This window comes from Streptococcus mitis, from assembly GCF_023109235.1.
Lineage (GTDB): Bacteria > Bacillota > Bacilli > Lactobacillales > Streptococcaceae > Streptococcus > Streptococcus mitis_DA.
In genome coordinates this window covers 17,276-36,802 of the sequence record NZ_JALDUC010000016.1, presented here as the reverse complement: position 1 = coordinate 36,802, position 19,527 = coordinate 17,276, and the positions used below count along the sequence as shown (strand labels likewise).

Annotated in this window: 17 protein-coding genes and 1 riboswitch; of the genes, 13 read left to right on the top strand and 4 right to left on the bottom strand. The window is 38.9% G+C overall.

The window, feature by feature from the left end:
• Positions 1-255 precede the first annotated feature (255 nt).
• On the top strand, positions 256-1,539 hold the full coding sequence (tig, locus tag M1F55_RS08745) for a trigger factor (RefSeq protein ID WP_000116485.1): 1,284 nt from the start codon (positions 256-258) through the stop codon (positions 1,537-1,539).
• Positions 1,540-1,691: 152 nt separating this feature from the next.
• On the opposite strand, the gene recD2 is transcribed toward tig, so the two are convergent.
• From recD2 to rnhC, 3 genes are all read right to left on the bottom strand, one after another.
• The gene (gene recD2, locus M1F55_RS08740) at positions 1,692-4,058 is read right to left on the bottom strand and encodes an SF1B family DNA helicase RecD2 (RefSeq protein WP_247947693.1); all 2,367 of its coding nucleotides are present in this window, start codon (positions 4,056-4,058) and stop codon (positions 1,692-1,694) included.
• Positions 4,059-4,291: 233 nt separating this feature from the next.
• A complete protein-coding gene (lepB, locus tag M1F55_RS08735; RefSeq protein WP_247947692.1) occupies positions 4,292-4,906 on the bottom strand; it encodes a signal peptidase I in 615 nt (204 codons plus the stop codon).
• 3 nt (positions 4,907-4,909) lie between these two features.
• On the bottom strand, positions 4,910-5,791 hold the full coding sequence (gene rnhC / locus M1F55_RS08730) for a ribonuclease HIII (RefSeq protein WP_247947691.1): 882 nt from the start codon (positions 5,789-5,791) through the stop codon (positions 4,910-4,912).
• Positions 5,792-5,877: 86 nt separating this feature from the next.
• Here rnhC and zapA point away from each other — a divergent pair, with 86 nt between their 5' ends.
• The 3 genes from zapA to M1F55_RS08715 all read left to right on the top strand — a co-directional run bounded on the left by zapA (position 5,878) and on the right by M1F55_RS08715 (position 9,164).
• On the top strand, positions 5,878-6,180 hold the full coding sequence (gene zapA / locus M1F55_RS08725) for a cell division protein ZapA (RefSeq protein WP_020901580.1): 303 nt from the start codon (positions 5,878-5,880) through the stop codon (positions 6,178-6,180).
• Positions 6,177-6,725 (top strand): CvpA family protein, encoded by a 549-nt coding sequence (locus M1F55_RS08720; RefSeq protein ID WP_050390437.1) that lies wholly within the window; start codon positions 6,177-6,179, stop codon positions 6,723-6,725. The genes zapA and M1F55_RS08720 overlap by 4 nt, the downstream gene beginning before the upstream one ends.
• Before the next feature lie 102 nt (positions 6,726-6,827).
• Positions 6,828-9,164, top strand: a complete 2,337-nt coding sequence (locus M1F55_RS08715; protein WP_247947690.1) for an endonuclease MutS2 — start codon at positions 6,828-6,830, stop codon at positions 9,162-9,164.
• A gap of 51 nt (positions 9,165-9,215) precedes the next feature.
• Here M1F55_RS08715 and M1F55_RS08710 read toward each other — a convergent pair whose 3' ends face one another.
• Positions 9,216-10,145: a helix-turn-helix domain-containing protein gene (locus tag M1F55_RS08710; RefSeq protein ID WP_247947689.1), complete on the bottom strand. Its 930-nt coding sequence runs from the start codon at positions 10,143-10,145 to the stop codon at positions 9,216-9,218.
• Positions 10,146-10,429: 284 nt separating this feature from the next.
• Here M1F55_RS08710 and M1F55_RS08705 point away from each other — a divergent pair, with 284 nt between their 5' ends.
• The 9 genes from M1F55_RS08705 to M1F55_RS08665 all read left to right on the top strand — a co-directional run bounded on the left by M1F55_RS08705 (position 10,430) and on the right by M1F55_RS08665 (position 19,412).
• On the top strand, positions 10,430-11,473 hold the full coding sequence (locus tag M1F55_RS08705; RefSeq protein WP_227326048.1) for an SPFH domain-containing protein: 1,044 nt from the start codon (positions 10,430-10,432) through the stop codon (positions 11,471-11,473).
• 9 nt (positions 11,474-11,482) lie between these two features.
• Positions 11,483-11,893 (top strand): hypothetical protein, encoded by a 411-nt coding sequence (locus M1F55_RS08700; RefSeq protein ID WP_247947688.1) that lies wholly within the window; start codon positions 11,483-11,485, stop codon positions 11,891-11,893.
• Positions 11,893-12,201 carry a hypothetical protein gene (locus M1F55_RS08695; RefSeq protein WP_227326050.1) on the top strand — a complete coding sequence of 103 codons (309 nt, stop codon included), beginning with the start codon at positions 11,893-11,895 and terminating at the stop codon, positions 12,199-12,201. The genes M1F55_RS08700 and M1F55_RS08695 overlap by 1 nt, the downstream gene beginning before the upstream one ends.
• The gene (locus M1F55_RS08690) at positions 12,202-13,407 is read left to right on the top strand and encodes a hypothetical protein (protein ID WP_227326051.1); all 1,206 of its coding nucleotides are present in this window, start codon (positions 12,202-12,204) and stop codon (positions 13,405-13,407) included.
• Positions 13,404-13,865: a hypothetical protein gene (locus M1F55_RS08685; RefSeq protein ID WP_247947687.1), complete on the top strand. Its 462-nt coding sequence runs from the start codon at positions 13,404-13,406 to the stop codon at positions 13,863-13,865. Before M1F55_RS08690 ends, M1F55_RS08685 begins: the two co-directional genes overlap by 4 nt.
• Before the next feature lie 87 nt (positions 13,866-13,952).
• The gene (locus M1F55_RS08680; RefSeq protein WP_227326053.1) at positions 13,953-14,825 is read left to right on the top strand and encodes a GIY-YIG nuclease family protein; all 873 of its coding nucleotides are present in this window, start codon (positions 13,953-13,955) and stop codon (positions 14,823-14,825) included.
• A 155-nt stretch (positions 14,826-14,980) separates the two neighbouring features.
• Positions 14,981-15,997, top strand: coding sequence for a PspC-like choline-binding domain-containing protein (locus M1F55_RS08675; protein ID WP_247947686.1), 1,017 nt, complete (start codon positions 14,981-14,983; stop codon positions 15,995-15,997).
• 135 nt (positions 15,998-16,132) lie between these two features.
• Positions 16,133-17,707 carry a DUF6287 domain-containing protein gene (locus M1F55_RS08670; RefSeq protein WP_247947685.1) on the top strand — a complete coding sequence of 525 codons (1,575 nt, stop codon included), beginning with the start codon at positions 16,133-16,135 and terminating at the stop codon, positions 17,705-17,707.
• A gap of 203 nt (positions 17,708-17,910) precedes the next feature.
• Positions 17,911-17,999: riboswitch (glycine riboswitch) on the top strand.
• Between the two features lie 90 nt (positions 18,000-18,089).
• The gene (locus M1F55_RS08665; protein WP_247947684.1) at positions 18,090-19,412 is read left to right on the top strand and encodes an alanine/glycine:cation symporter family protein; all 1,323 of its coding nucleotides are present in this window, start codon (positions 18,090-18,092) and stop codon (positions 19,410-19,412) included.
• Positions 19,413-19,527 lie beyond the last annotated feature (115 nt).

Here is a 19,527-nt window from a genome sequence, read left to right as displayed (position 1 = left end):
TGGGACTTTTTTTCTACACAAAAATAGGCTCCATAATATTTATAGGAGATTTACCCACTACAAATATTATAGAGCCTTTTTACTGTAATCAGCCATTATTAAACATCTTTTATAAGATTATATTCGAATCCTAAAGAAAACTAAGAAGAAACCGTACCTCTCCCATCATTGAAAAGAGCATTCGTTACTTGAAAAAAGTCGCCCATTTATGTTATAATAGACTGTATTTAAAAAATTTTAAGGAGAAATGACAGAATGTCTGTATCATTTGAAAACAAAGAAACAAACCGTGGTGTCTTGACTTTCACTATCTCTCAAGACCAAATCAAACCAGAATTGGACCGTGTCTTCAACTCAGTGAAGAAATCTCTTAATGTTCCAGGTTTCCGTAAAGGTCACCTTCCACGCCCTATCTTCGACAAAAAATTTGGTGAAGAGTCACTTTACCAAGACGTTATGAACGCTCTTTTGCCAAATGCTTATGAAGCAGCTGTAAAAGAAGCTGGTCTTGAAGTCGTTGCTCAACCAAAAATTGACGTAACTTCAATGGAAAAAGGTCAAGACTGGGTTATCACTGCTGAAGTTGTTACAAAACCTGAAGTAAAATTGGGTGACTACAAAAACCTTGAAGTATCAGTTGATGTAGAAAAAGAAGTAACTGATGCTGACGTTGAAGAACGTATCGAACGCGAACGCAACAACTTGGCTGAATTGGTTATCAAGGAAGCTGCTGCTGAAAACGGCGACACTGTTGTCATCGACTTTGTTGGTTCTATCGATGGTGTTGAATTTGACGGCGGAAAAGGTGAAAACTTCTCACTTGGACTTGGTTCAGGTCAATTCATCCCTGGTTTCGAAGACCAATTGGTAGGTCACTCAGCTGGCGAAACTGTTGATGTTATCGTAACATTCCCAGAAGACTACCAAGCAGAAGATCTTGCAGGTAAAGAAGCTAAATTCGTGACAACTATCCACGAAGTAAAAGCTAAAGAAGTTCCAGCTCTTGACGATGAGCTTGCAAAAGACATCGATGAAGAAGTTGAAACACTTGCTGAATTGAAAGAAAAATACCGCAAAGAATTGGCTGCTGCTAAAGAAGAAGCATACAAAGATGCAGTTGAAGGAGCAGCAATCGATAAAGCTGTAGAAAACGCTGAAATCGTAGAACTTCCAGAAGAAATGATCCACGAAGAAGTTCACCGTTCAGTTAATGAATTCCTTGGAAACTTGCAACGTCAAGGTATCAACCCTGACATGTACTTCCAAATCACTGGAACTACTCAAGAAGATCTTCACAAACAATACGAGGGAGAAGCTGAGTCACGTACTAAGACTAACCTTGTTATCGAAGCAGTTGCCAAAGCTGAAGGATTTGATGCTTCAGAAGAAGAAATCCAAAAAGAAGTTGAGCAATTGGCAGCAGACTACAACATGGAAGTTGCTCAAGTACAAAGCTTGCTTTCAGCTGATATGTTGAAACACGACATCACAATTAAAAAAGCTGTTGAATTGATTACAAGCACAGCAACAGTTAAATAATCTTATACTCTTCGAAAATCTCTTCAAACCACGTCAGCGTCGCCTTACCGTACTCAAGTACAGCTTGTGGCTAGCTTCCTAGTTTGCTCTTTGATTTTCATTGAGTATTAATAAACAAAAATCCCACCTGAATTGGTGGGTTTTCTTATGCACTATTTTCCAAAAATCTCTTTGAGGTCTGCCTCTGTAATCCCAATCATGGCTGGGATGCTGTCCCAGTTTTCTTCTGTCAGGATGTAGGATTGTTCAGAGTCACTTGATGTGGCAGTTTCAGAGATAGATTGTTGCTTTTCTTCAACATTCTCCAATAAATCACTGAAACGTTCAATCAGATAGGTTTTTCGGGCAGTTCCGATATGTTGGGTAGCATAGTCGAAGGCCTGTAATTCGCCTAGTAAGATAAGCTTGCTTTTGGCGCGTGTAATGGCTGTGTAGATGAGATTGCGCTCCAGCATACGCCTGCTAGCACTGGTGATAGGTAGGATAACAACAGGGAACTCACTTCCCTGCGATTTATGGATACTCATGGCATATGCCAAGCGAATCTTGTACCATTCGTTACGTGGGTAAGAGACTTCGTTGCCGTCAAAATCAATGACAATCTCGTCTTGTTTCGACTCGGTGTATTTACCAGGAATCAGGTCTGTGATGGCTCCTAAATCTCCATTAAAGACATTAATTTCAGCATCATTGACCAGGTGAATGACCTTGTCGCCCTTACGATAATGGCACTGGGGAGCTTCAAAACTGAGTTGGTCTTTTTGTGGTGGGTTCAGGAGGTCTTGCATGAGCTGGTTGATGGCATCAATCCCTGTCGTCCCTCTGTACATGGGAGCCAGAACTTGGATATCACGGGCAGGAATACCACTTCTGAGGGCAGCACCTAAGATTTTTTCAATAGTAGCAGGAATATGGCCACTAGCAATTTCAAAGTAGGAACGGTCTGCTTTTTTCTGGGTGAAATCAGCTGGCAAGATGCCCTGTCGAATTTGACTAGCTAGGGTGACGATGGTTGATTCTTCGCTTTGCCTGTAAATTTTTTCCAAGCGAGTCTGAGGAATCAAGGGAATATGAAGCAGATCCGCTAGAACCTGTCCAGGACTGACAGACGGTAGCTGATCGCTATCCCCCACGATGAGGATTTTACTGTTAGAAGAGATGTTGGAGAAGAGTTGGTTGGCCAGCCAAGTGTCCACCATGGAGAATTCATCCACGATAATAAAGTCAGCATCTAGATAATCTTCCAGATGACTGGTATCATCGTCGCCTGTCATTCCTAAATGACGGTGTATGGTCGCACTTGGCAAACCTGTCAATTCATTCATGCGGCGAGCTGCTCGTCCAGTTGGAGCAGCAAGAAGAATCGGCAGATTGCTTTTTTTCTTGAGGTCAAGTCCTTCTAAAAGGGCGTAAACAGCGATGATCCCATTGATAACAGTTGTCTTACCAGTACCAGGCCCACCTGTCAGAATAAAGATCTTGTTCTGGATAGCATCACAGATAGCATGTTTTTGAATACTATCATACTCAATTCCCAGCTCTGCTTCGACAGTAGTGATATGTTTTTGAATGGTTTCTAAATCCTGGCTCTTCTGTTTTCCTTTTTCAAGGATACGAACCAAGTGACTGCGGATTCCTTCCTCCGCGAAAAAGAGACTATTATAAAAGATTTTGGTATCAATCTGCTGGACCTTGTCTTCTTCAATCAGGTAGGAGAGTTCTTGGGCCACTTGGCTGGGATCCAGTTCCACGGGGCGGGAAGACTCAAGGAGAGTAAGGGTTTGTTCCAGCAAATCCCGTGCTTCAACATAGGTGTCCCCTGTTTCTATACAGGCCTGAAAAAGACTATGAACTAGTCCCGCACGGAAGCGTTCAGGAGCCTGACTTTCGATGCCTAGTTCCTCAGCTAGTTGGTCAGCAATGGTAAAGCCCAAACCCTTGATATCCTCAACCAGCTGGTAGGGATAATTTTCAACCACATCAAGGGTTTCATCCTTGTAAAAATCTTGAATCTGGAAGGCTAGTTTATTGGGAATGCCGTAGTTGGCCAGTTTGGCTAAAACCATCTCCGTTCCGTAGTTGAGACGGAGGGTGGAGACGAAAGCCTCGCGATTTTTTGCAGATAGTCCTGCAATGCCTTCTAGCTTTTCTGGGTGTTGCAGAATTTCGTCAATGGTATTATCGCCATAGGTATCCACGATTTTCTGAGCTGTCTTGAGACCAATTCCCTTGAAATGGCTACTTGAAAAGTATTTGACAAGCCCTTTGCTAGTTGGTTTTGCGCGTTCATAACGGCTGATTTGCAGCTGCTCCCCGTACTTGGAGTGCTGGACAATTTGTCCCCAAAAAGTATAGTCTTCTCCCTCAATCACGTCAGCCATGGTGCCCGTGACAATGATTTCAAAATCATCAAAATCCTCTGCGTCTGTATCGTCGATTTCTAGGAGAAGGATGCGATAAAAATTGCTGGGATTTTCAAAAATAATCCGTTCAATGGTTCCTGAAAAATAAACTTCCATAAGATTCCTTTGCATAAATAGGTGAGAGTTAATACTCTTCGAAAATCTCTTCAAACCACGTCAGTTTCGCCTTGCCGTACTCAAGTACAGCCTGCGGCTAGCTTCCTAGTTTGCTCTTTGATTTTCATTGAGTATAACTTTGTTTCTATCCTAGTTAGACTGGGTAGAGAATAATCATCTTCTTACGATAGAAGAAGAGGCTGAGATTGGTGATTCTCGGCCTCTTAGGTCTCTTAAAATGTTCCGATACGGGTGATTGGCCAGAAGCGGAATTTAGCTTCCCCTGTGATATCTTTTGCTTTAAAAGTACCTACGTGACGACTGTCGCTCGAAACCAAGCGGTCGTCTCCGAGGAGAAGGTATTCTCCTTCTGGGACAGTAAAGCTAAAGTTGGTGTTGTAGTTGACATCAACTGTGAAGGCTTGAGCCTTTTCCGCAATACTTCTAAAGAAGGTTCCTTTATTTCCTTCAAAGCCCTTGCCTGAGTAAGTGCTTTGGAGTTTGTCGTCCTTGAAACGTTTGATGTAGTCAGCTAGGTAAGGTTCGTCCGTCTCTTTATCATTGATGTAAAGTTTATCGTTTTCGTAACGGATGGTATCGCCAGGTATTCCGATAACACGTTTGACAATGTCCTTATTGGCATCTTCCTCATGGGCCACCACGATATCAAAACGGTCAATAGGGAGGTGCTTAACGACAAAGAGAATTTCGCCATCCGCTAGAGTAGGATCCATGGAATGTCCTTCTACGCGGACGTTACTCCAAAAAAAGATACGACTTAAAGCTAGTAATGACAGAATCAGGAGGAATAATCCCCACTCTTTTAGGAAATTTTTAAATGAATTCATAACTTACCTTTCTAAGCGTTTTTTCGCTTTTTCAGTATTTTTAAAGTGCAGTTTGGCGCAGAAGTTGAGTCCCTGCATACCATAGGCTTGCAAAATCTGGCTAGCCACCTTATCAGAAGCCGTTCCAGCTCCACTTGGAAGTTGATAGCCTAGTTCTCGTCCCAGATTTTCAAGATTTTCCAGAAAGAGATCACGCGCAATGATAGAAGAAACTGCTACAGCCAAGTATTTGCCCTCAGCCTTTTCTTCTAAGCTGATAGGATTGCTGAAACGATTGGCCTCTTGTGCCAAGTACTTGTCATAATTTTTAGCACTGGTAAAGGCATCAATCACAATTTTCTCAGGTTGAACACCTTTTTGAAGGAGGAGATAGATAGCCTGATTATGGAGGGCAACCTTAACTGAAACAGCATTGTAGCGGTCTCCGATGACCTCGTTGTACTTGCTTGGTGAGAGAAGCAGTGCCTGGTGCTGGATTTTTTCCTTGAGGATAGGAGCAATCTGACGAATCTTTTGGTCGGTCAGAGTCTTGGAATCCCCCACACCAAGTTTTCGTAAGAAATCATGCTGGTCAGGTGTGACAAAGGAAGCCACGACTGCAAGCCCACCAAAGTAGGAACCATTTCCAACCTCATCCGTCCCAATCAAAGGAAGATTTTGACCGCTAGTTTCCTCTACAACTTGATAGCCAAAGAAACTAGCATATTTCTCGGCTCCTTCCCCCTGAAGCAAGACCTTTCCAGAAGTATAGATAGAAACCGTTGCTTGAGGTAGTCTCAAAAAGTAGCGGATATAGGGATTCTTGCTGGGAGCCAGACTGGTTTGATAGTGTTCAAGAAAAGCCTGAATCTCCTTTTCACTTGGTGTGAGTGTTATACTTGCCATAGTTTCTATTGTACCATAAAAGCAGGCAAATTTGTAAAAACTGACAAAGTTAGCGAATTTTGGTATAATATCGTGAGGTGAATTTTATGGCAAATCTAAATCGATTCAAATTTACATTCGGGAAAAAATCATTAACCTTGACAAGCGAACATGATAATCTCTTTATGGAGGAAATCGCCAAGGTTGCGACAGAAAAATACCAAGCAATTAAAGAACAAATGCCTAGTGCAGACGATGAAACAATCGCTCTTTTGTTGGCAGTTAACTGTTTGTCAACTCAACTCAGTCGTGAGATTGAATTTGACGATAAGGAGCAAGAATTAAAAGAACTCCGTCACAAGCTTGTGACTTGCAAGCAAGAACAGAGTAAGATTGAGGATTCCTTATGATTTCACTCCTTCTTCTATTGGTCTTGGCTTGGGGATTTTATATCGGCTATCGGAGAGGCCTGCTCTTACAGGTTTATTACCTGATTTCAGCCCTGGCATCGGCTTTTGTGGCTGGCCAGTTTTACAAGGGGCTTGGAGAACAATTCCATTTATTACTCCCTTATGCAAATCCGCAGGAAGGTCAGGGGACTTTCTTTTTCCCATCAGATCAACTCTTTCAGTTGGATAAGGTCTTTTACGCAGGTATCGGCTACTTGTTGGTATTTGGGATTGTCTATAGCATCGGTCGTTTGCTTGGTCTCCTCTTACACTTGATTCCTAGTAAAAAGCTTGGTGGTAAGTTGTTCCAAGTTTCAGCAGGTATCTTGTCCATGTTGGTGACCTTATTTGTTTTGCAAATGGTCTTGACCATCTTGGCGACCATTCCCATGGCAGCTATACAAAATCCTCTTGAAAAGAGTATCGTCGCAAAACACATCATCCAGAGCATACCAGTAACAACCAGTTGGCTCAAACAAATCTGGGTGACAAATTTAATCGGATAAAAAGGGCAGGAATTTTCCTAGCCCTTTGTTTACAGATTGACTCGAATCTATCAGAATGTAAAAAGCTACCACACCTAGACATTCAAAGACAAGGAAATAAAGATGAATAAGAAAATATTAGAAACATTAGAGTTCAATAAGGTCAAGGCCTTGTTTGAACCCCATTTGTTGACCGAGCAGGGCTTGGAGCAATTGAGACAGCTAGCTCCGACTGCCAAAGCAGATAAAATCAAACAGTCTTTTGCTGAGATGAAGGAAATGCAGGCTCTCTTTGTCGAGCAACCTCATTTTACCATTCTCTCAACCAAGGAAATCGCAGGAGTCTGCAAGCGGTTGGAGATGGGGGCAGACCTCAATATCGAGGAGTTCCTACTCTTGAAGCGCGTGCTTCTTTCTAGCCGAGAACTGCAAAGTTTTTATGCCAATCTGGAAAATGTCAGCTTGGAAGAGTTAGCTCTTTGGTTTGAGAAATTACATGATTTTCCGCAATTACAAGGAAATCTCCAAGCTTTTAATGATGCAGGTTTTATTGAAAATTTCGCTAGTGAAGAATTGGCGCGCATCCGTCGAAAAATCCATGATAGCGAGAGTCAGGTACGCGATGTCTTGCAGGACATGCTTAAGCAAAAAGGGCAGATGTTGACGGAAGGAATCGTTGCCAGCCGAAATGGTCGTCAGGTTTTACCAGTCAAAAACACCTACCGCAATAAGATTGCAGGTGTTGTTCATGATATTTCTGCTAGTGGAAACACCGTCTATATCGAACCCCGTGAGGTGGTCAAACTGAGCGAAGAAATTGCCAGTTTGCGAGCAGATGAGCGCTATGAAATGCTTCGCATTCTCCAAGAAATCTCTGAACGTGTCCGCCCTCATGCAGCTGAAATTGCTAATGATGCTTGGATTATCGGCCATCTGGACTTGATTCGTGCCAAGGTTCGTTTTATCCAAGAAAGGCAAGCGGTCGTTCCTAAGTTATCAGAAAATCAGGAGATCCAACTGCTCCATGTCTGCCATCCTTTGGTCAAAAATGCAGTCGCAAATGATGTTCATTTTGGACAAGATTTAACAGCCATTGTCATCACAGGTCCCAACACAGGTGGTAAGACCATCATGCTTAAAACCCTGGGCTTGACACAGGTTATGGCTCAGTCAGGATTGCCGATTTTAGCAGACAAGGGAAGCCGTGTGGGTGTTTTTGAAGAAATCTTTGCTGATATTGGCGATGAGCAGTCTATTGAGCAGAGCTTGTCTACCTTCTCTAGCCACATGACCAACATCGTGGATATTCTTGGCAAGGTCAACCAACATTCCCTCTTACTCTTGGATGAGTTGGGGGCTGGTACAGACCCTCAAGAGGGAGCTGCCCTTGCCATGGCTATTTTGGAGGACCTTCGCCTGCGTCAAGTCAAGACCATGGCGACTACCCACTATCCAGAGCTCAAGGCCTATGGTATTGAGACAGCCTTTGTGCAAAATGCCAGCATGGAGTTTGATACTGCGACTCTTCGCCCGACCTATCGCTTTATGCAGGGCGTGCCTGGCCGAAGCAATGCCTTTGAAATTGCCAAACGTCTAGGCCTATCTGAAGTTATCGTAGGGGATGCTAGTCAGCAGGTCGATCAGGACAATGATGTCAATCGGATTATTGAGCAACTGGAAGAGCAGACGCTAGAGAGTCGCAAACGTTTGGATAATATCCGTGAGGTGGAGCAAGAAAATCTCAAGATGAACCGTGCTCTCAAAAAACTCTACAACGAGCTCAATCGTGAAAAGGAAACCGAGCTCAACAAGGCGCGTGAACAGGCTTCTGAGATTGTGGACATGGCCCTCAGTGAGAGTGATCAGATTCTCAAAAATCTCCATAGTAAATCTCAACTCAAGCCCCACGAAATCATTGAAGCCAAGGCCAAGCTGAAAAAATTGTCTCCTGAAAAAGTAGACCTATCTAAAAACAAGGTCCTTCAAAAGGCCAAGAAAAAACGAGCTCCAAAGGTGGGAGATGATATTGTGGTGCTCAGTTATGGACAGCGTGGTACCTTGACCAGTCAACTCAAGGACGGCCGCTGGGAAGCCCAAGTTGGCTTGATTAAGATGACCTTGGAAGAGAAAGAATTTGACCTTGTTCAAGCCCAGCAAGAAAAGCAAGTCAAGAAGAAACAGGTCAATGTTGTGAAACGGACTTCTGGCCGAGGTCCACAAGCAAGACTGGATCTTCGAGGCAAACGTTATGAAGAGGCCATGAATGAGCTAGATGCCTTTATCGACCAAGCCCTGCTTAACAATATGGCCCAAGTCGACATCATCCATGGTATTGGAACAGGTGTCATCCGTGAAGGAGTCACCAAATACCTACAAAGAAACAAACATGTCAAGAGTTTCGGCTATGCCCCGCAAAATGCTGGAGGCAGTGGTGCGACTATTGTGACCTTTAAAGGATAAGAAAAAGCCTGAGGAAATACATGATTCCTCAAGCTTTTTTTGATTTCTAGACTATATATCTAAAGGCTGTCCAGTGTGATTGAGCTGTGTGACAGTAACAAAGAAGTCCTCTCTCATTCGAGTCAGAAGTTGATTTGGATAGACCTTTTCAAAGTTATCAAGACTGGCAAAGATATGCTTAGCAAGCTCTAGACCTCTGACATCGTCTTGTCTGAGAAAATTATTAGCACGTTCCATGGAAATGCTAATCATCTCTGTCATCTTGGTACTCAGTAGAGGGAAAGTATTAATCACTTCCAGAGTCTTCACTGCTAAATTCTCAGCCTTATCATAGTAACCATTAACAGAGTAATGCTTGATAGCAGTTCTTAAGCAAGCAATATAGTAGTCAGCAGTACGGATTGAATGGTATTCAGTCTGTTTTTTTAGAGTATCTAATAAGTGGTAGAGTCTGTAATCTAAAAATTCGATTGAAAAGTGAGGCAGGATAGATGAAAAGATATTGACCTCAATTTTGTTCCAGTCGTCCAATTCACTCAGATAGTTCTTGATATATTCTAGTTCTTGATAATCTTTTGGAGTCAGAAAAGAATCGCCGATGATGTTTGCGATAGCAAATTTATTGACTACACGGTTGGCAATCACATAGTGTTCAGCAATCCCAGGATTTTCCATAGGTTGATTAATCAAACTAATGATTTTTTTAAATTCACGCTTATAGGCCAAATCAGCAACTTGAGCCTGTAATTTATGAAATTCCGTTGGAAACATCTGCGTTTTGAGACTATCAAAGGTCTCTTTATCAATTCCAATATTAGAAAGAATCTCTTCAAATTTTTGAATGGTTATTCGAGATTTCCCTTGCTCAAATTGACGTAAAAAATGTGGAGTCACTGTAGTCCCAGCAGCTTCCTTTTGTGTAAATCCTCTCTCCTCACGAATAGCCTTATAGACTAATCCATACACACTTTCATCTTGCATCCTAAATCTCCTCAAGTCCTTTTTTCAATTCTATCATAATTCTACCAGTTTTTAAGTTAATTTTAAGAAAAAAGTAATTATAGTTACGCTTTTTCGGGGGGGGGGGTAATTGTTCAATAAAGGTAAATATAAATACGCTTTTCGTAAATAAGGTAAATCGCATGCTATACTGTAACCGTAAACAATAAGATTTAAAAGGAGATTACTTATAATTATAATTTGTTAAATGCCTCTACGAAATAATAGAGCGTTACTAAACAAGTTGTTATGAAAAGGAGATAAATATGGCATTAAATATATTTGAAGTTGTTCGGTATGAAGGAGAAGATACTAGGAATGTACTAGCTTGGCGACATCCTAATAAAAATATGAAACCAGGAACAACTTTGATTGTTAATCCTGGTCAACGAGCTGTTTTCTTTTCGAATGGTCGAGCTGTTGAAAGTTATGAGGAAGGTAAACATAAGATTGATGGGAACAATACTCAGTTTCTGACTGGGCTGAAATCCTTTGTTAGTGGGGGTGTATCACCAGATTCTTCCTTCCTTTGGTTTGTTAATATGTACGATTTACAACCAATTGGATGGGGAACTCCGTCACCGATATTGGTTAGAGATCCAGAAAGTCAAATTCCTGTTGAGCTAAAATCGTATGGAAACTTTATTCCAAGAATTGTAGATTTGGAAGCTTTTATCTTAGAGTTTATGCCAAGCCATCCAGATATGATTACAGCTGACGTCTTTCAAAAACGCTTTAGACAAGCTGCTATAGGAATTATCAATTCAGCTGTTTCTCAGGTGGTTTATAACAATAAGATTGCAGTTATTGATATTGAAAAGCACACCTATGATATAGCTCTTGAATTATCAAAAATTTTATCCAATCATTTTTCTAAATATGGGATTAGTGTTGAAGAATTTAACATTGAAGCCTTGAAGGTGAATCAAGATAGTCAAGGTTATAAGGACATCTTTGAATATCATCAAAGAGTTTTAACTTCCAAAGGTAAACGTGCAGGTCGTGACATTGAAGGTTACACTTACCAAGAAGAGCGTAAATTTGATGTTTTAGAAGAAGCAGCACAAAATGAAGGATCTGCTGGGAATCTAATGGGAGCTGGAATGGGGATATCGATGGGACTTGGATTGGGAGCCCAATTTGGTAATTTGATGGGAACTCTGGGAAATGCGCTATCATCAGATAAACAGCCAAATCAGAATCAGTCAGCTTCAAATGAAGAAATCGGTTTAGCTAAGTTTTGTAGTCAATGTGGGACTGCATTTTCAGACGGAGCTAAATTCTGTTCCAATTGTGGTCAAGCAAGATAGGAGAAGAATATGAGTAAAAATATTTGGATTTATGTAGCAGGAATTGTGACAATTATTACTACAATTATTTTAGGATTATTAATTCCTCATCTATCTATTTCTTTATACTATGTTGCTTTGGGATTTTTAGTCATAGCAGAGTTTGTTTTTTTCTTACAAATGGTTATCAAGCGTCAGTTTACAGATTGGCTACCTATCAATGTAGTTACTGCAATTTGGGTACTTGGGCAAGTTTTCATGATGCCTCTAGTACAGATTTTACCCAGTTTTCTATTTTGGATTATTGAAGTGTTAGCAATCGGTTTGGTGGCTATTATAGGTTCTTTAACAGCAGCAGATAGTCACTATCGTAAAGGACGAGCAGAAGCTTTCTCAGAAAATGCAGAGAATGTTTTTAAACCTAAAACGGGAGATTATTAATGTATCAAGTATTTCGATCATTAAGTTTGCTATTTATGGGCTTGACGAGTGCAATATTTGTTATGGCGGTTGTACTTGAAATATTAGTAATGACGCTTACTACCGATGTGGAGCCTTTATATATGAAATTTTTTATTTCTAGTCCTGTTCTATTTTCTTTAACTGGTTTTGCTTTATCTATGTTTATTTTTTATAGTTTCGGAATATTAGAAAAAATTAAAATAAAAGTAAAAGCACTAGATAATATATATAATGGTAAAGCACAGTATAAAGAGTACCTTATTAATCAAAAGAAAGGAGAAAAGTAAGTGTCTGATTTATTGAATATAAATTGGCGGTGCTTATATAAATGGATTTTAATTCTACTTTCTTCTTTTCTGTCATTATATGATTTTGTACGACATATAGAAGAACCAAGTATTCTAAGAATGAGTATCGTTCCATTTATATTTTTATTGACGTTAAAAATTTTATTCATAATTTTTCGAGTGAAATCGGAAAGGGTTTTATCCTATACACCTATTCTATCTGTTTTAGTATTGATATTAGGTGCTCCGGAGATTACTTATGTTATTTTTTCTCTACTATATCTGTTTTTCAAACCATTAGAAGTAAAAATTAAAACAAATATTTTAGATTGTTTTGCCTTAAAGAATCTAAAATATATTCAATATGCACTTTTAATATGTGTAGTGAGTTTAGTAAGTATAGTAATTGTGTTTGTTAGTGATTTTTCAAGTGAAAAAGTATTATTTTTAAAAGTTATCTACAGGATATTGCCACTCTATCTCATTTATTTTCTCTACTATTTAGGAAAAATCTTTCTTCAAAATAAGGTAAAGGAAGATGATAAAACTAAAAGAAAATTACTTTTAGTTTCGGATATGTTGCATATAAGTTGGGTAAATATTAAACATTGGATTATTGTAAACATTGGTACAATTTTTTGTACTATTATAGTAGCGGCTATTTATGATTCGCAAAACTTATATATCCTAAAAATATTAGCTTCAATATTTTTAGGATATACCATCGGAATTCCTATTCCAATAGCAATGTTGTTTTATTCTTTTCCCAATGTTCCTTTTTCAATTCTATCTCTAATTCTTATATGGATTTTTCGAGAAAATGTTAAAAAATTCTTGAAGTTGGATTATCTACTTGCTCACAATTTATCACAAATTCTTGTTATTTTGTGTTTTAGTTTGACTCTTGACGGTAATTATATAAGAGAGTGGGCAATTAAGTTAATTTATCTTCTGGGGCCTTGGTATATTATTTCCTTGGTAATGATAATTATTCACTCTTATCGTAAATCTAAGCAAGAAGAGGAATTTAAAACTAAAAAACAAATTGAAGCCCTATTTAAAATATTTGATAAACACGAAATTACAGAAACTACATATCCTGTAATTTGCCCATCTTGTGGTGGAGGAAATTTATTGGAATTGGGTCAAGGTGAAAGTTGCGATTATTGTGGTTGTTGGCTTTCTAGAAAGGAGAGAAATAGATGAAACGCTATCGTTTAGTTATAACAAAATTTATTTATCCTCCTATCTTCATAATATGCTTTGTAAATGGTCTTAAATTATGCCAAATTTTACTGCAAGAAAGTACTTCCTTATTGGAACGGAAAGGTGAGGATCAATTTTTGAATTTTTACTATTCCACGTTCAATTTGTTCATTCAGTTTTTATTTGGGTTATTTTTAATCTTTTTAGTAATTTCATTCATTCTATTGCTAAAACCACCAACCATGAAAAAATACAAAACAAGTTTAAAAACAGTTTTAGAGTATGAAAATCGAAACGAAGATGTTCTTGTAGATCAAGGAAATGAAATGCGAAAAGAAACAGATTATCGTCTAACTGCAAAACGATTCTACTGTCCAACATGTCACACACCAACAGAAGGTATAATAGGAACTTTTAAAACGTGTGAATATTGTGGGGGAATTTTTGAGGTAACCTAAAGGTTAAATAATATAAATCTAAAACTATTTTTGAAGAAAATCTTAGGAGGCTCTTTAAGTTGAGAATATAGTGAAAGGAAATAAAATATGCTTAATTTAAAAACATTATTAGGAATTGATGATTTAACTGAATTTAATATTAAATTGGATAATATAGACCAGTTTGGAATTGATACGAATACATTATTTGCTTTAAATCATGATCGTTTATTACAAGAGATTGGTTTTCTTCATGACAGCAACAGAAAAAGAAAAACACCAGGTTTCAATTATGTTATGGATAGGCAGTATACTATTCATTTTATTCCTTATGATTTAAAAAATAAATTATGGTTGTTTGTGGGAGTTTTTACACAACCGAGTACGTATGAAGTTGAAAAAGATGGCGTTACGACTACCTTTTATAATTTAATTCCTGTCTCTGAATTTGATGAAGTAGGATTGAATGGGCGTTTAATTATGAAAATGGTAAGACCTACCAAATCACAACATTTTAGATTTAGATTAGAAGATTCATTAGAATGGTTTACTCTAAACTCAATATTAGAAAGAAAAATTGATACTAAAAACTTTAATGGATATGAAAATGTATGTTTGACTTATCCAGAATTAAAAGGGATTATTTCTAACGGAAATCCATCTTGGAGAACGGCTTTGGGAAATCTAAATGCAGTTTATTTACAAGTTGATAAGGAAACAGGTAAAAAATATGTTGGGGCTGCGTATGGAGAGCAAAAGTTATGGGGGCGTTGGGCAAATTATGTTGATAGCTATCACGGTGGTAATAAAGGTTTGAGAGCTTTGTATGAAGAAAAAGGTGGGGAATATTTTGAAAAGAATTTTATATATACAATTTTAGAAATTTTTTCTAATAAAACTCTTAAAGCTGAAGTAATAGAGAGGGAAAACTGGTGGAAAGAAATTTTAAGGACTCGTGATTTTGGCTACAATGAAAATTAAAAGAATAATTTTTAGTGGTAAGTATAGTTCCCTTTCATAAAAAGTTAGTTTAAAAATCAAGTAAAGGTAAACATAGATACTCTTTTCATAAATATAGCAGAGTCCATCCCTTACTGTAAGTGTAAATAATAAAAATTTAAAGGAGGTTTTTGATAATGAAGTCAAAAACAGTTTTAGTAACCAGCCTAGCGGCTGCAACATTTGGTCTGGTCACTCTTGTAGACACAGCAGGAGTTCTACCTTTTTCAGCGCAGACAGTGCATGCGGAAATTACCAAAATTGAAAATCATAAGGTGGACTATAAAATTACACCAGGTTCAGAAAATAAAAGTATCTATGTGGATATGACTGTTGAAAATGTACCTGTAAAATATTCTGTATATATATATGCAGATATTGTAAATGCAAAGACAGGGCAAATCCCTAGAAAAGATACTTTCAATCAAGGATTTGATAAATCATCTGTTCCGATTACAAAGCAAGATTGGACTAATTTTGCAAATGTTCCAGATGGTGAATATTACTTACAATTTCATGGAGAAAGTAAAGAAGGAGATACCTTGCATAAGTTTAGTGGTAAATCAGTAATATTTACCGTTAAAGATGGAAAATATGTCAATCCTCTAGACTCTTCAACTCCTAAAGAAACGGAAAAACCAACAGCTACTGAAACTCCAAAACAAACCACTAACTCTAACTCAGCTCAGACTGGTTGGTCAGGTTCTTCTTACTATAAATCTGGTGTTAAAGTAGTTAATCAATGGATTTTTGATGTTCAGTACAATTCATATTTCTACCTAAATGCTTCAGGTAACTTTGTTCAAAATGCTTGGTCAGGTAACTACTATCTTAAATCAGGTGGCTACATGGCTAAGAGCGAGTGGATTTATGATAAAAACTATGGTTCATATTACTACCTAACATCAGAAGGAAGTTATGCCCGTAATACTTGGGTAGGTAGCTATTACCTCAAATCAAATGGTAAAATGGCTAAGAGCGAATGGGTCTATGATAGCAGCTTTAGCTCTTACTATTACCTAACATCAGAAGGAAGCTATGCTCGTAATAAATGGGTAGGTGACTATTATCTCAAATCAGATGGTAAGATGGCAGTCAACGAAAGTACCCCAGATGGCTACCAAGTAGATGGCTCAGGTAAGTGGGTGAAATAGAACGATAGCTTGTTAGAGTTGCCTATAATAAATTGAAACGGGAAATAATTTGTTTATAGGCAATATTTTGATAAAATAAAAATAGCGAAAGGAATTAGCACAGGCTGGTTCCTTTCTCTTAGATAAGGGAGTAATATGAAAAAGTTTTTATTAGCAACAATGCTTTTACTGACACTAGTTCTAGGAGGATGTCAGTATTTACCTTGGAACAAAAGCGCAGAAACACCATCTGACTCAACATCAGATACATCTGCATCGAGTCCAGAGATAGATTACAGCCAATATAACAAGGTTCTCGATGACTATGAAAAAGTAACTAAAGGTGCCTTGCCGACCGGTATGGAGGTCAATCCTCTGGCTAGTCAAGTAAAGTCTTCTCAAGGTTTTTACACAGATGTGGTTTACCACAAGACAGATTTGAATAACGACGGAGTGGATGAACTCTTGCTTGCTCTTGAAATGAAGAGTGGCGAAAAGAGTTTACTTGATATTCGTACTTTGAAAGATGGAAAGGTGATCCGTCTGACCAATCAAGAAAATCGTTTAGATCAGATTGGTGAGAGAATGACAGTCGGTATCCTGCCAGACAATTCTCTGCTCTATCGTGGAGCTGGTACAGCAACGAGTCACATTTATGCTCATTACCAATTTAGTGAGGACGGACAGTCCTTGGTAAAGGCTAAGGAGGCTCAAGAATTAGCAGATCTTGGGGTTGGTTCTCCCATTTCTCTAGAAACTCTAAGTTGGAAGTCAGTTTCTGATAAACTTCCTGGAGGAAGCAGTGCAGACAAGGGTACAGAGGAAACTAAATCAACCGTAGATTACAGTCCATATAACAGTATTTTGAAGGATTATGAATTTCTTCTAGATCATAAATCAGAGGTTAAGGAGAACATCAATCTTACTGCTAATATCTATGCAGGGATGGCAGAACGAAGTCAAGCCTTTACCTATGCAATGGTTGATATGGATAAAAATGGCATTGATGAAATGATTGTATCTTCGAAAAATGGTAGTGAGATTCTAGATATTTTCACACTCAAGGATCAGAAAGTCATTCGCCTCACCAATGCTGAAAATAAAATGCAGATGCTTGGAACTCGCTTTAAGGCTTATCTCCTAGAAGATGGGAAGCTTTATACCCAGTGGAATCCATTCGCAGGAGATCCACAAACCATTCATACCATTTGGAAATTGAGTAGTAATGGAGACAAACTAGAGAAGGTTAAAGAAGCCAAGACAGAGGATGAAGTTAGTCCTGGTACTCGAATGAATCTATCTAATCTTACTTGGAAATCTGTAACAGAAAAATTTGCTGGAACTTCATCTTCAACTAGCAAAACTGCTTATGGAAAAATGGATATTAATGCTATAAAAAATGGAGATTTTTCTAGCATTGAAGGAAAATGGAGTAATGGTCACGGAGGAGAAGACTTAGTCTTTAGTAAAGATGGGTTGATAGAACCAGAGGGATTTAAAGTTGACCTTACAGAATCAGAATTGGTAAATGGTTTGTTGATAGCTCGCTATTCGGCCAAAGATTTTGGAGTCTTTATTAAGTTTGTACCAGCAGGTGTTAGAATACCGGATGGGACATCTATGGGTAAGGTAGTTACGGATGCTTCGGATATTAGTAAAGATAGAATCATCTTCCATGCTGCATTTCCGTTACATGGGGATCCAGAACAATTCTTATATCGTGTAGAATAAGAGTGAAACAGATTGATTAAATAACTAATAGCACCCCACGCACATGGAAATGCTCAATCTTTCTTCTACAGAGTCAAATAAGAATTTCCCAAAACACATTGACAAAAGCCAACATTTTTTGTAAAATAAGAATCAATTAAATACCAACACCGAATGAAGTTTAATAGAAGTGGGGAATCGTTTGATTTTCCATGACTGTAAATGGACGGAACTCTGGAGAGACCGTAAAGGCACCGAAGGGGCAAGGCAGGCAACTGCTCAAACTCTCAGGTAAAAGGACAGAGCTAGGATAGACCGCTTTTTAGCATTTATCTAAGCATTCCAGAGTACATGTATCTTGCATGTGCTCTTTCTTTTGGGGTTGAAAAGATAGGAGAAGGAAATGTTAGAATTGCTTAAATCAATTGATGCTTTTGCTTGGGGTCCACCCCTCTTGATTCTATTGGTCGGGACAGGGATTTACCTAACTGCTCGTCTAGGCCTCTTGCAGGTTTTGCGTTTGCCTAAGGCCTTTCAGCTTATTTTTACTAAGGACAAGGGGCATGGCGATGTATCCAGTTTTGCGGCCTTGTGTACAGCCCTCGCAGCTACAGTTGGTACGGGAAATATTATCGGGGTGGCGACGGCTATCAAGGTCGGTGGCCCAGGAGCCCTCTTTTGGATGTGGATGGCTGCTTTCTTTGGGATGGCTACTAAGTATGCGGAAGGATTATTAGCCATTAAATACCGCACTAAGGACGACCATGGTGCAGTATCGGGAGGTCCCATGCACTATATCCTTCTAGGGATGGGAGAAAAGTGGCGTCCCCTTGCCATCTTCTTTGCCCTGGCAGGTGTGCTAGTAGCTTTGTTGGGAATCGGGACCTTTACCCAAGTCAACTCGATTACAGAATCTATCCAAAATACAACCGCTATTTCGCCAGCCATCACAGCTCTTGTGTTGTCTGTATTTGTAGCAATTGCAGTCTTTGGCGGACTCAAGTCTATTTCAAAGGTTTCGACAGCTGTTGTTCCTTTTATGGCTATTATTTATATTTTGGGAACTCTTACAGTTATTTTCTTTAATATTGGGAAAATTCCTTCTACAATCGCTCTAATTTTGACATCAGCTTTTAGTCCGGTTGCTGCGGTAGGTGGATTTGCCGGTGCTAGCATTCGGATGGCTATCCAAAATGGTGTGGCGCGTGGTGTCTTCTCAAACGAATCTGGTCTGGGTTCTGCTCCTATTGCTGCGGCTGCAGCTAAGACAAATGAACCGGTAGAGCAAGGATTGATTTCCATGACAGGAACCTTTATTGACACCCTCATTATCTGTACTCTGACTGGTTTGACCATCTTGGTAACTGGGGTTTGGAGTGGTGATTTAAATGGGGTTGCCTTGACTCAGTCAGCCTTCTCAACAGTCTTTTCACACTTTGGACCTGCCCTCTTGACCATCTTCCTTGTGCTTTTTGCCTTTACAACGATTCTAGGTTGGAACTATTATGGAGAACGCTGTTTCGAGTTTCTCTTTGGGGTTCGTTTTATCTGGCTCTACCGTGTGGTTTTTGTACTCATGGTCTTGCTGGGAGGATTCATCGAGTTGGATATGGTTTGGATTATCGCAGATATTGTCAATGCTTTGATGGCTCTACCAAACTTGATTGCCCTCTTAGTTTTATCTCCAGTTGTTATTGCTGAAACTAAAAAGTATTTTAATAAATAATGGAATCACACATCTCGTGTGATTTTTTGCTTTCATAAAAAATTTCTATCAGTGCAATTTAAAATATATATTATACACGGTATAGAATCTGTGATAGACTAGATTTCAACAAAAT

What these genes read in the sequence shown, in the direction of transcription:
- tig (WP_000116485.1), top strand. Translation starts at nt 256, where the DNA reads ATGTCTGTATCATTTGAAAACAAAGAAACAAACCGTGGTGTCTTGACT.
- recD2 (WP_247947693.1), bottom strand. Translation starts at nt 4,058, where the DNA reads ATGGAAGTTTATTTTTCAGGAACCATTGAACGGATTATTTTTGAAAAT.
- lepB (WP_247947692.1), bottom strand. Translation starts at nt 4,906, where the DNA reads ATGAATTCATTTAAAAATTTCCTAAAAGAGTGGGGATTATTCCTCCTG.
- rnhC (WP_247947691.1), bottom strand. Translation starts at nt 5,791, where the DNA reads ATGGCAAGTATAACACTCACACCAAGTGAAAAGGAGATTCAGGCTTTT.
- zapA (WP_020901580.1), top strand. Translation starts at nt 5,878, where the DNA reads ATGGCAAATCTAAATCGATTCAAATTTACATTCGGGAAAAAATCATTA.
- M1F55_RS08720 (WP_050390437.1), top strand. Translation starts at nt 6,177, where the DNA reads ATGATTTCACTCCTTCTTCTATTGGTCTTGGCTTGGGGATTTTATATC.
- M1F55_RS08715 (WP_247947690.1), top strand. Translation starts at nt 6,828, where the DNA reads ATGAATAAGAAAATATTAGAAACATTAGAGTTCAATAAGGTCAAGGCC.
- M1F55_RS08710 (WP_247947689.1), bottom strand. Translation starts at nt 10,145, where the DNA reads ATGCAAGATGAAAGTGTGTATGGATTAGTCTATAAGGCTATTCGTGAG.
- M1F55_RS08705 (WP_227326048.1), top strand. Translation starts at nt 10,430, where the DNA reads ATGGCATTAAATATATTTGAAGTTGTTCGGTATGAAGGAGAAGATACT.
- M1F55_RS08700 (WP_247947688.1), top strand. Translation starts at nt 11,483, where the DNA reads ATGAGTAAAAATATTTGGATTTATGTAGCAGGAATTGTGACAATTATT.
- M1F55_RS08695 (WP_227326050.1), top strand. Translation starts at nt 11,893, where the DNA reads ATGTATCAAGTATTTCGATCATTAAGTTTGCTATTTATGGGCTTGACG.
- M1F55_RS08685 (WP_247947687.1), top strand. Translation starts at nt 13,404, where the DNA reads ATGAAACGCTATCGTTTAGTTATAACAAAATTTATTTATCCTCCTATC.
- M1F55_RS08680 (WP_227326053.1), top strand. Translation starts at nt 13,953, where the DNA reads ATGCTTAATTTAAAAACATTATTAGGAATTGATGATTTAACTGAATTT.
- M1F55_RS08675 (WP_247947686.1), top strand. Translation starts at nt 14,981, where the DNA reads ATGAAGTCAAAAACAGTTTTAGTAACCAGCCTAGCGGCTGCAACATTT.
- M1F55_RS08670 (WP_247947685.1), top strand. Translation starts at nt 16,133, where the DNA reads ATGAAAAAGTTTTTATTAGCAACAATGCTTTTACTGACACTAGTTCTA.
- M1F55_RS08665 (WP_247947684.1), top strand. Translation starts at nt 18,090, where the DNA reads ATGTTAGAATTGCTTAAATCAATTGATGCTTTTGCTTGGGGTCCACCC.